This window comes from Paenibacillus agaridevorans, from assembly GCF_003112455.1.
Classification (GTDB): Bacteria; Bacillota; Bacilli; order Paenibacillales; family Paenibacillaceae; genus Pristimantibacillus; species Pristimantibacillus agaridevorans.
Genome location: NZ_BDQX01000289.1, coordinates 41,345 through 53,170, shown reverse-complemented (window position 1 = coordinate 53,170; position 11,826 = coordinate 41,345). Strand labels below are relative to the sequence as shown.

The window sequence follows — 11,826 nt, the reverse complement described above, 5'->3', positions numbered from 1 at the left end:
CCCCCGTCGACGTTCCCCAGCCGCCATTGCCGATCGCCGTGCCACCAATAATTGAAGCGCTCGGCGAACAATGGCCGTACAGAAGCCGTCTCTGGGATCAGCGTATAGTTCGTAGTCGCATAATCGGAATGATAACCCGTCGTCCAGATACCCGTTGCCAGCAAGCGCCCGCTGTCCTCCGCCGCATTGAGATACTTCTGTTCGCCCGTCGCCTCGTAGGCAGCCAGGAAGGCGGCCACCATCGGAATATAATCGCCGTATACAAAGCTGTTCACAAAGCGGACCTCGCGGTTCGCGCCCACATTCGGATACGAGGCCAGATATCTGTCCGCCAGCGCCTTCGTGCGAAGTAGATGCTCGGGGTCGCCGGTATACTTGTACATCGCCATCTGATCGGTGATTCCCTTGAGACTGACCGTCTGCGCGTCCGTGCGTACGGCCGTATCCAGCAGGGACGGCATACGCCCCTGCGTCATCTCATACAACCCGCCGAACACTGCGGCGGAATAATTGGCAACCGGCCCGCCGATCGGCGCCGGCGACGGCGCATAGGTGGATCCGCCCTGGCTGCCCGTCGTTTTGAAATGATAATTCAGCCTGCTAAGCATGAACGCCAAAGTCGGCACGGCCCGCTTGTCGAGAATGTCCTCGTCCTCCGTCAGCAAGTACCGCTGCACCGCCGTCATGGCATTGGCAACCGTGGTCATATCCCGCTCTTCCATATTGTAATGCGCCATATTGACCGGGTCCCAGCCTCCGTAATCGTCATCCATCATCAGATCGGTGGCATTATAGATCGCTTCGTTGACGGAATGAAAATAATTGGTGCGCAAATCCGTGAAGTTGTACATCTCCCCGGTCACATGCTTGAACGTGTCGTACCAGGACGCGAAACGATTAATAATGCGAAAAGAAACCTCGTAGCTGTCGCCCGCTTCAAACAGGCTGTCCGCATTGCCGAACATCGGCGCGACAAGCTGCGGCCGAACATCGCCGTCCTGGTCTCGCAGCACGAGGCCGAAATGCGATGTATCCGGGTAGGCGTAGTCCTGAGGCACGCTCTCGGGGTCCATCACCACGCCGGAGGTCAGCGCCTTGCCCGGCACCCTGGATTGGCTGCCCGTGTAATGCAAGGTAGCCATCGGCGTGAACAGGAAACTTTCCGGTATCATCACCGGCCGATCGGGCACGGTCTTCTTGACGTAGAGCAGCGGCGCCGTCACCGTCTCGTAATCCTCATACGCCACGCCGTCGCCGCTGAACAGCAAGAAGGAATAGGCGCCGTCTTCGGCAAATTCAGCCTGCACGGTCACCTTCGGATCGTCCGTTAGGTCGTCCAGCTCGAACAGCAGCTTCAGTTCGGCCTCGGCGCTCGGGAAGCTCAGTTCAATCTTGTCCGCGCCCAGCACGGCAAAGTCGGAAGGAATGAACCAGATCGGCTGGCCGGTGCGAAAAAAATCGCTAGTCAGCCCCGTCACCTCGGACCCGTTAATGAGGACCCGCTGAATGACATTGGCATATTCGTCCGTAATGCCGCCCATCTTGCTATGAAGAGCCGCCATCATCAAAACGCCGAATTCCTCGTTCCTCTCCTTGACGAGCAGCCACTGGCCATTATCCTTGACATAGATTTCATTCTGTACAAGCGCGCCTTCGCTGCCCTGCCCCTGATAGAAGACGACTTTAACGGAATCATTTTCGATGGCGGCCGTCTTCGTTGGCGTAAACGCCCCTTTGGCCCACGCCGGGAATTCCGCGGAAGGCAGCTCATCTAACGGATTGTAAGGCTGAACAATCTCCAGTAGTTCTTCCTTGTCCTCCGGCGGAACCAGATCGAGATCGTCGCTCAGGAAGAACCCTTCGCTGCGCGCGTAAAACCCGGAGGTGTCATGCAGCTCCAATTCGTGCACGCCCTGCTCCAACTCATAGATTCCGACCTCCGTCCAGCGGAAACCTTCCTGCCCATGGTTGCCGAACATTCTATTAGCCAGTGCGCCGTCGACACCAACGTGGAATGTGCGGATGCCTGGCGAGTTGGTGGCAAAATCGCGATCGCGCACCCATAGACGGTACTCACCCGCATTGGTGATATTCACTTCAGCAACGGCCGGCACGCCACCGGAACCGTTCGCTTCCCCAATCGAGGGGGCTGTCACCCGCCCTTGAAGAAAATCTCCGCTGAGCGTCCATGAACCAAATGATTTGAAATTATACGGGGTGATATAATAATGGTTAGCATCTTCTTCTGCGGAAACGACACCTGACGCTCCGTGCAGAGCAATCAGACAAAAAGCCGCAGCCAGAAGCTTGATCCACAATCGCTTGTTGCGCATCGTTAGCCTTCCTCCCTTCAAATCTTAGCCGTTGTTGGCGGCAAACCTTAGAAAGCGGTTACAATTCTAGTGTCAAGCAACTACATGAACATGATCAAGTCTATAAAGCCAAGCCCGCTCCATCCCCCCATTAACGTATAAATTTGTCACCTTGAACCACTGCCGGCAATGATCAGGCCAAGAGCTTCGCATCTCTTGACCCTAATATATAAAAAAAATCGGCTGGAAAAAATCCAGCCGAAAATAGATTTGGTCGGAACAGATCAAGAAGTTTGCCGAACGAATGGTCGTTCCAGGGCAAGATGCATCTGGTGTATCTTGGATGACTCCGACCTTCCTGCCGCGCTCCATTGCGCTTGTCAGCCTAATGGCGGCAACCCGCAGAAGACTAACGCTTGTCTCCCCTTCGGAACAATCCCTTGCGGCGTACCAATTCCACGGCTTCCTTGCTGCTCCGAACGCCAAGCTTCTTCAACACTTTGTTGACCTGATTTTTAAGCGTGCTCTCCGCCTTGTACAGCTTCTTCTCGATTTCCGACTGCGTATGCCCTTGCTCGATAAGTTCGAAAACCTCGCGCTCTGCCGGCGTCAACGCCCCGAGCTGCTCCTCGCGCTTCAGCCTGGCGAACTCCTTCAGTAAGGCCTCCATCGCCGCCGGATGGCGGTAAGCGGTTCGAATCGCTGCCGGAAGATCTCTGTAGCGCGACTTCTCGATGTAATTGACGGCCCCGGCGGTAAAAGCCTGCGTCATGACGGCTTCATCGGTTACGGATGTCAGCATGATGATTTTGGCGGCATGCGACTGATGCAGCTCAAGGGCGGCGTAGATCCCCTCGTGTCCGCCTGCCGTCAGCTGGATGTCCACCAGCGCAACGTCAAACGGCAGCGTATCCGCCAGTTGCAGCGCTTCATCCGTTGTCGTTGCGGCGCCGACCACGAGCATGTCGGATTCGTTATTCAAAAAAGCAGAGATAGCTTTGATCCAGTCAAGATCATCCTCCACAATCAATATTCGAATGGGACCGCTCCCGCCGTCCGTCTTCCACTCCATTTTACCCGCCTCCATTCTGCCGCAAGACCTTCTTACGCGGGAACACGAGAGATGCCGCCACTCCGCCCGATTCTTTGCCCGAGAGCTCCGCCGATCCGCCGTGCGCATGCATCACATTATAGACGTACGAGAGACCCAGACCGTAATTATTCGCTCCATTTTTGGTGCTATAAAACGGTTCGAACGCCCTTGCCGTTTGCGATCGCGTCATGCCGGGACCATTGTCGCCAACCGACAGCGTGACATTTCGTTTGCCCGCGTTCAGAGCGACCTCCACTCTCCCTCCGGGTGAAGGAGACGCTTCTATCGCATTCGCCAGCAGATTGCCGAGCGCTTCTCTCACATGCACAGGGTCGCAGACTACGGTCGGAGCGCACCTACAATGAATTTCTACAAGGACTTGGGCCCGCTCGGCGCGTTCGCGGTAGTCCTCCGTGACCGAGCTCGCCAGCAAGTCGAGCCGAACCGGCTCCTCCCGAAGCTCGATGGCCTTCGTGCGGCCATGGAGCCGTTCCACCATGGCACGCATATGCTCCGAAGATCGCTCGATAATCGCCAGATGCTGCTGTACCTCTTCGTCGACGCCGGGCGGCAGCGAACGGCGCGCATTGTCCGCGCTAATGGCGATTTTGCCGATCTCGTTCTTAATCGTATGATTGAGCAGATTCGTCCCGGAGCTCGCCGCCTTCATGGCACTCTCCAGAGGATCACGTTCGAAGCGCAGCCTTACGCCGAGCACGCCATAGGCGAACGCGAGAAGCAGCCCCGCCGCCAGCGAATAGGAAATGAAGGCGGCCACATAGCCGAAGAAAGGAAAGTCCGGCGCGAACGTTCTGGCCACGTAGATGAACATGAGCACGGCCAGCAGAGTCGGCACAAAGAGAAGCGTCGTCACGAGCCGCTGCCTTCTCTTGCGGGTATCCTTCTCCCGCCATAACGCCAAGACCAGCAGAATACAGGATATTACATAATAAGGTCCGCTCCATAGCAGGAGCCACCCGTATCGTATGGGCAGCCCCGGCATCGCGAGCCCTGCCGCAAGCATGGCAAACACCGGCAATAAGAGCAGCCATCGCAAAAGGGAATATGGCTTGCGACGGCGATCCGGAAGTCCGGAATACGTCATCGCGAACATAAGTACGCCATACGGAGTCACCGTTAAATTAAGAAGTTCGATGCCTCGTGCCGCGATGGACAATCCCGTATCCGCAGCCGTGTCGGCTAATCCGCCGATGGCGGCGAATACCAGAAAGAACGCCGCCCACCTGTTCGCGGCGTTCCTAATGTCGTTGACCAGCAGCACGATGGCAGCGGCAAGTAGCGCAAAGAAGTAATAGAGCATGCAATCCCGTCCCCGAATACCGTCATGTCGCCCTGGCGATCTTTGAAATATAGGAAAGTACATAGTTTCGCCATACTTTCTCTATATTTCTCGGAATGAAACGCGCCGCGCCTCCAAAGGACGGCGTAGCCGTTTCACCTTGACCGAGCTTAGTTGGACTTGAGAGGTATAGTATTCGATAACGGCCGCGCGATCTCCTCTTTGCGGAGAGCCATCGGAATGATGGGGCATATATTGGAAATTCCGCTCAGACTGTGTCCGTATGGCTTCTTGGCTACGGAAGCAGCTTAACCTGCCTTCATCGCCCGCAAAATTTCATCAGTCAGCGGGATGATACATGTTTCTTCCATATCAAAATGACACTTAAGTATCAGACATGCCTGGGTAACGGGATGCGCCGTCTGCTTCAGCCGTTCATATAACGCCAAGTTATGAGGCAGGGCTCCGCTGTGCAAAATATGAAGCGCGGCATCGCTTCTCTTCAAAAATGTTCTGAAGTAGTCCAGCGCGATCACTTGATCATGCTCCAGCAATGCCAGGGAAGAGCGCAGCTTCGGATCGTTTTGGAAATAGACGAGCGCGCGCAGGCTCGCAAAAAATTCACGTGACTCCCATTCCGCATGGCAGGTCAAGGCATTTAACAGTACCAGCGTCTTCACTCTAAGTTCCGTAAGAGACTCGCGTAAATGGTCGGCGGTTGAAGCGGAGGAAATACGTAAACTCATCTCATAGATCGTGTCCATTTTTCTCCTCATATAGAAGTGCTTATCCTTCAACCGTCTGGCGCTATGCACAAACATGGTTTTGCGGGAAGGGTCCTCCAACGCATCCCGATCAACAAGGTGATAATATTTCATCGTCAACCTCCTCTAATTCGCCTAGTTCTCTTCACTTAGAAAATACAGATTGCTTGGCCTGCCCGTCCGGATTGTTTCACGTCGATCAACCGCTGATTGCTTGAGCCCCGGTACCGCAAAGAGAGGCTGCGTTGCTTGAGCACAAACGGCCCGTCCACCAGAACGTCGGTATTGTCCAGCAAACTGCGCCATCCGTCATGTCTGTTTAAACCGGCTACGATCGTTTCATAGATATATCCGGTGTATGTCATCACGTGCAAGCCCATGGCCTTCACTCTGGCGGCCAGCTCTGCGAACCCCTCTGCTTGAAGAAAAGGTTCGCCTCCGCTTAAGGTCACTCCATCAAGCAGCGGATTTTGAATAATGGCATTCGTAATCGCGTCGATACTGACGGTTATGCCGCCTTCATACGAGTGGGTATGCGGATTGTGGCAACCCCGGCAGCGATGAGGACAGCCTTGGGCAAATACAACAAGTCTTAAACCCGGTCCATCCACAATGGATTCTTGTACCAATCCGGCGATGCGCAATTCCGGCTCCTTATGGTCAGGAATGTTTGATTCGTTCACGTTCCTCCGCCCTTTTCGCGTCATTAAAACGATCGATTGTACCGACCAAATACCCTGTAATCCTTCGAATTCGCTCAAAAGCCGGCCCGTCTTCTTCCGTTCGGCCGCAGGATGGACAACTGTCGTTTATAAGGCCCGTGTAGCCGCAAACGGAGTCGCGGTCAACGGGATGGTTGATAGAACCGTAGCCGATGCCGTTCTCCTTCATGGCGCGGATCATTTTTTCAAAGACTTGCAGGTTGTTTAACGGATCGCCGTCAAGTTCGACGTATGTGATATGCCCGGCGTTCGTCAACGCGTGATAGGGAGCTTCGATCCTTATTTTCTTATAGGCCGTCGTTGCATAATAGACGGGAAGATGAAAGCTGTTCGTATAATATTCCCGATCCGTAATATCCGGTATGACGCCGAATCTCGTTCTGTCCATCTGCACAAAACGGCCGGACAGCCCTTCCGCCGGTGTAGCCAGCAACGAAAAGTTTAATTGATGCTCCTTGGCTGCCGCATCCATTTTCCCTCTCATTTTCCCGATTATTCGAAGTCCCAACTGTCTCGCCTCCTCGGATTCGCCATGATGGCTTCCGATGAGCGCTTTCAAGCATTCCGCCAGTCCGATAAATCCTGCCGATAAGCTGCCATGCTTAATAACCTCTCGAATTTCGTCATCCGGCTTCAGTAATCCAGAATCGATCCATATCCCTTGTCCCATCAAAAACGGGAAATTTTTTACCTTTTTGCGGGCCTGAATTTCAAACCGATCCAGAAGCTGCCGAATCACGATATCCATCATTCGATCAAGCTCATAGAGGAACATAGTGATGTTCCCTCTATTTAATAGAGCCAACCTCGGCAAATTGATTGTCGTAAAGCTTAAATTCCCTCTTCCGAATGTAATTTCACGAGAATCGTCGTATACATTTCCGATCACTCTTGTTCTGCAGCCCATATAAGCAATTTCCGTCTCCGGTTTTCCCGCCGTATAATATTGGGCGTTAAACGGCGCATCCTGGAACGAAAAATTGGGGAATAATCGTTTGGCGCTTACCCGGAAGGCGAGTTGTAATAAATCATAATTCGGGTCGCCCGGGTTATAGTTGATTCCTTCCTTCACACGAAAAATTTGAATAGGGAAAATAGGCGTTTCCCCGTTGCCAAGTCCCTTCTCCGTAGCCAAAAGGATACTCCGTATAATCATCCTGCCCTCCGGGCTTGTATCCGTCCCGTAATTAATGGAGCTGAACGGAATTTGCGCCCCGGCCCGGCTATGCATCGTATTGAGGTTATGGATCAACGCTTCCATAGCTTGATAAGTGCTTTTCTCCGTTTCCGCAAGTGCATGGGCTTCCGCGATCTGCTGTGCTTCATTTATATCGATTGGATCGCTCAGCACTTGGCCAAGCAGCTCTTTCTCCCGCTCCTTCTCATACGGATTCCGGCTTATGCGAGGCAGCAGTCCTGCACCGTTCAATTCATCGAATAGATGCAGCACTGCCTTTTCCCCGTCATCTCCCAAGCCGAATTTCCATTTCAACATTTTCAGCAGATTATCCCTGTAATGACGGACATACGTTTTGCCAACGCCCCCCGCCATTCCGTAATCAAAGTTCGGAATACTCTGTCCTCCATGCTGATCGTTCTGATTCGATTGAATCGCGATACACGCAAGTGCCGCATAACTCCTTATATCTTTGGGTTCCCTGACACGGCCATGCCCGGTGCCGAAGCCTCCATCAAACAATTGCCGAATATCAATCTGGCAACAGGTTGTCGTTAGGGAAAGGAAGTCCAGATCGTGAATATGGATATCCCCGTTTTTATGAGCGTCGGCATGCTCTGGCTTGAGAAGAAACAGCTCGTTAAATTGTTTGGCGCCCTCCGAACCGTATTTCAACATCATCCCCATGGAGGTATTGCCGTCTATATTGGCATTCTCGCGCTTCATATCGCTATCCGCAGCATCTTGAAAGGTTATATCTTCGTATAATTTCATCAGACGCGTGTTCACTTCCTGAATCTTGCAAATATCATTGATCATCCATGCGACACTCCTCTTATCCTGTTAATCGGCAGTTCCATCGATACGGGAATGGTTGCCTTATGTGCAGAATAAGAGTTCCATGTCTACCAATACCGTCTCTGTCAGCGGGAATACAATTTGCTCCTCGCTCTCCAGATGCTTGCCCAAAATGCAACAGGCCTGAATGAGCTCGTCTGCGGCAGCATGCATCCGCTTTCTGTCTGTTACGGTCTTTATTTCATCTGCAGTCCGCAAGAAAGAGTGAAGGTAGTCATCTCCAAGCTCATGATCTTTCTCAAGCGTCCACAAGGAACCCAGCAGACTAGGCTTGATGGATTGATCGAAATAGCTGCTTAAGAAAGGAAACAAAATTTCCTCTTCCCATGCGGAATGCTGCTCCAGCTTTTCGCGGAAGGACATGGCGTGTAACCTCAACTGAAACAACTCGTGACTAGCTGTGCCTAAATCTTGCTCGGATTTGACAGCCTTGGCCCTAACCGCCAAGTCGGAAATGCTTTTTTTCAACTCGATATGTTCCTCTTTCAGCCGGTCGACCAAGACGGACAACACGGTCGAAACCGCCGATCCCGTCTCCGTATGCCCTGCTTTACTCTGTTCCATGATTTGATTTTCCTCCCGTCATAGACCGATATTTCTTGTATCTTCTCCACCGTAGAGCAACTCGAACTCATGCTGGAGAAAGGAGTTGGTCAAGCTATAATAATCCTCCGGCGAATGTATCGTCTTTGTAAAATGACAACCGACACCCTTTTCGAGAAAGGCCGTTTCGCTCAGTTCGATCCAATTGAGTCTATTTAAAAATCTTGATAGATACGAGTCTCCCTCATTTAACTGCTCGCCGATTCGTCGTGCGCAGGAACGATCATAAATGCCGTGCAGCGGGAATGCGCCTTTGTCTACCCAGGGAATAACCGCATCCACATGATCCGTTTTATAAGCCTGCAACAGCATGGCCGCATCAGCCGACGGAAACGGCATGTGACATCCGACTACCCATACATTTTGATTCTGCGCCAGCGCCAGGCCGGCATGCATGCCGCTTAACACGCCTTTGTCCGTATAATAATCCGTAATAATTCGTATGTCCCGGTCAACCGCTCTAAGGAACGGCTGCGGATCATTGGCCACAATCGTAATTTCATTGCAACAAGTGCGCATTGCACTAATTTGCCTCTCCAGCAGCGTCCTGCCTTCCAACAAGAGGAAAGCCCGATTTTCTCCCTTCATCCTCCGATGATGACCGCCTGCAAGAATAACGCCAGACAGCATTTGGATCACTCCCTCTGCTTAGTAAGTGTAATGAATAATTTCATTACACCATAAACAGGGCGTTGCAACAGTGAAATGAATCACGCAGGCAAATAAAAGGCTAAACAGGATGGCATCCCTGTTCAGCCTTCTCTTCTTGGTCCTGTTTATTTATTTTTTCACTTCCGTTACGCCCGTCACTTTGCCGTTGCCGGATGAGTCGAACGTATTCAGCGCTTCTTCCGTTGCAAAATATACGTTGCCTTCTACCGTCGCATCCTTCAGGATGAATTTGTTAGTTTCAACATATACATCGCCGACAAAGGTGCCGCCTTGCAACCGCGCGTTCGGGCTCTTGATCGTTAATTTAGGAGCCGTCAGCTTAAACGATGCCGTAATTTTGCGATTTTCGTCTTGCGTGTACAGGGCGATTTTACGGTCAACAACGTCTTTGTTTTTAAACTCGCCTTCCAGCACAAGCTCTTGATCGAATGTAAGATCGTTAAGCGCCGCGATAATCCATGTGCCGTCCTTGCTGATGGCCTTCAGGAACGCTTCGGGATCGTTGACGATGGAAGCCGTTGTGATCGCGTCTGTTGTTTCTTCCGGCGGAGTCGTGTTTTCTCCCCCCGCATTATTCGCTGAAGCCGAAGGAGAAGGCGTGGCAGCCGGCGCAGGTTCATTGTTGTTTCCGCATCCGGACAACAACCCTGCCGTCAAGACCGCAATCAAAGCTAAACTGATCATTTTTTTCATTTCGATTCTCTCCCTTATTTTTTATCATGTACGGACGAACTTCTTTTGCTGTAAGCTAAATAATAAATTCCGGCGACGAATAGACCACCTCCAACCGAGTTGCCCAAATAAACAGGCAAGAAATTGGCGAAATAATCGGACCAAGTTGCTGCGCCAATAAAGATTGCGGCAGGAATTAAAAACATGTTCGCTACAATATGCTGGAAGCCAAGCGCGACAAACGCCATCGTCGGGAACCAGATCGCCAATATTTTGCCGGCGCCGTCCTTTGCGCCATAAGACATCCAGACCGCGCTCGACACAAGCCAGTTGCATCCTATGCCGGAAATAAACGCATGCATAAACGACTCATCAAGCTTGGATTGCGTAAGCGCAATGATTTTGTCCATATACGGCGCTTGCTCCGTCATTCCGCCCAGATGGCCAAATACGTAAGCAATAAAAATCGCGCCCGCAAAATTGCCGACCGTTATAATAAACCAATTGCCAGCAAGCTTGCGGATCGACGCCCGCCCTTTGAAACAGGCCATCGACAAACTCATCATATTCCCGGTTAAGAGCTCTCCCCCCGCAATAAGGCATAGTATTAATCCGATCGGAAACACCGCACCGCTTAGCAATGGACTCAGCCATTCCAGATCAGCGGGCAATCCGGCGGTCAGGCGTATGGCGAGCAAATAACCTATCGCTATAAACGCGCCTGCGGCAAAGCCAAGCGGTATTTGCTCGGAGACTCGCATATCGGCTTTTTTACAGCCTGCATGCATAGCCGCCTCCGCGATTTCCTCCGACTTTTTAAAGCCCATCCTTCCCCATCACCCCCACTCATGATGTCAACAAGGGTTCCTCCATGGCATGATCGTTCAAGTGGTCTTTTTTTGGTGAAATTTTTCACATACATTGGCAGTCTCAGCACTCTTGATTGCTGCCTTCCGCAACACACTTGCTTTCCGTTAGCCGATCTTCTTTAATTCATTACCGCTTCGGCAGCGTTCGAGCTTACATACTTAACATATTTTTCAGCCGCATTTTCAAGCTGAGCGTCCTCGATTTGCATAGCCCCGTGAACGACGAATATTGGAAGAAAGGTCATGCCAATCAGATGGCTGGTCGCTGCATAAGGTCGTGTCAGTTCTTCCATCGTGAAGCGATTGTAACCTTCTGGCGTGTAAGCTTCTTTGTCACTTCCCGTTGAAATCGCCAGCCCCAGTTCCTTGCCGTGGAGCTTGTCTCCCCCTGGCCCGTACGCCCAGCCGAAGGTCAGCACCTCATCGAGCCATTGCTTTAATAAAGGCGGCGAGCTGTACCACCAAAACGGAAATTGCAAAATAATGCGTTCATGCTGCATCACTAACTTTTGTTCATGCGCCACATCAATAACACCGTTCGGATACGCCGAATACAGCTCATGTACGGTCGCATGGCCGACGTCTTGCAGCGCCTCGGCAAGCCGTTTGTTCACGCCCGATCCATGATGAAGCTGCGGGTGCGCAATGATAACCATTGTTTTCATTTGTTCCCCTCCCTCACTGAATTCACTGTCTCTGCTCAAAGTGTAGCAGCAATTTGTGCGTTCAAATATGACCAATATCACAGGTTTATAGGGACAACTATGATATTTTTATGGAATCG

The 11,826-nt window shown here is 51.9% G+C and carries 11 protein-coding genes; all 11 read right to left on the bottom strand.

Going from position 1 to position 11,826, the window contains the following annotated elements:
* Positions 1 to 2,333 (bottom strand): glycoside hydrolase family 88 protein (locus PAT3040_RS23920; RefSeq protein WP_181376797.1); only part of this gene is annotated, 2,333 nt, incomplete at its 3' end.
* Between the two features lie 388 nt (positions 2,334 to 2,721).
* Positions 2,722 to 3,384 (bottom strand): response regulator transcription factor, encoded by a 663-nt coding sequence (locus PAT3040_RS23915; protein WP_108994661.1) that lies wholly within the window; start codon positions 3,382 to 3,384, stop codon positions 2,722 to 2,724.
* 1 nt (position 3,385) lies between these two features.
* Entirely contained in the window at positions 3,386 to 4,726 is a 1,341-nt protein-coding gene (locus tag PAT3040_RS23910; RefSeq protein ID WP_258235127.1) for a sensor histidine kinase, read from the bottom strand.
* 287 nt (positions 4,727 to 5,013) lie between these two features.
* Positions 5,014 to 5,583 (bottom strand): hypothetical protein, encoded by a 570-nt coding sequence (locus tag PAT3040_RS23905; RefSeq protein WP_108994659.1) that lies wholly within the window; start codon positions 5,581 to 5,583, stop codon positions 5,014 to 5,016.
* 35 nt (positions 5,584 to 5,618) lie between these two features.
* Positions 5,619 to 6,152, bottom strand: a complete 534-nt coding sequence (gene nrdG, locus PAT3040_RS23900; protein ID WP_258235126.1) for an anaerobic ribonucleoside-triphosphate reductase activating protein — start codon at positions 6,150 to 6,152, stop codon at positions 5,619 to 5,621.
* Positions 6,130 to 8,187, bottom strand: coding sequence for an anaerobic ribonucleoside triphosphate reductase (locus PAT3040_RS23895; RefSeq protein WP_108994657.1), 2,058 nt, complete (start codon positions 8,185 to 8,187; stop codon positions 6,130 to 6,132). Before PAT3040_RS23895 ends, nrdG begins: the two co-directional genes overlap by 23 nt.
* A gap of 60 nt (positions 8,188 to 8,247) precedes the next feature.
* Positions 8,248 to 8,790, bottom strand: coding sequence for a hemerythrin domain-containing protein (locus tag PAT3040_RS23890; RefSeq protein ID WP_108994656.1), 543 nt, complete (start codon positions 8,788 to 8,790; stop codon positions 8,248 to 8,250).
* Between the two features lie 18 nt (positions 8,791 to 8,808).
* Positions 8,809 to 9,459 carry a molybdenum cofactor guanylyltransferase gene (gene mobA / locus PAT3040_RS23885; RefSeq protein ID WP_108994655.1) on the bottom strand — a complete coding sequence of 217 codons (651 nt, stop codon included), beginning with the start codon at positions 9,457 to 9,459 and terminating at the stop codon, positions 8,809 to 8,811.
* 150 nt (positions 9,460 to 9,609) lie between these two features.
* On the bottom strand, positions 9,610 to 10,194 hold the full coding sequence (locus tag PAT3040_RS23880) for a hypothetical protein (RefSeq protein ID WP_108994654.1): 585 nt from the start codon (positions 10,192 to 10,194) through the stop codon (positions 9,610 to 9,612).
* Positions 10,195 to 10,208: 14 nt separating this feature from the next.
* Entirely contained in the window at positions 10,209 to 11,000 is a 792-nt protein-coding gene (locus PAT3040_RS23875; RefSeq protein ID WP_108994653.1) for a formate/nitrite transporter family protein, read from the bottom strand.
* 161 nt (positions 11,001 to 11,161) lie between these two features.
* Positions 11,162 to 11,707: an NAD(P)H-dependent oxidoreductase gene (locus tag PAT3040_RS23870; RefSeq protein ID WP_108994652.1), complete on the bottom strand. Its 546-nt coding sequence runs from the start codon at positions 11,705 to 11,707 to the stop codon at positions 11,162 to 11,164.
* Positions 11,708 to 11,826: the final 119 nt, after the last annotated feature.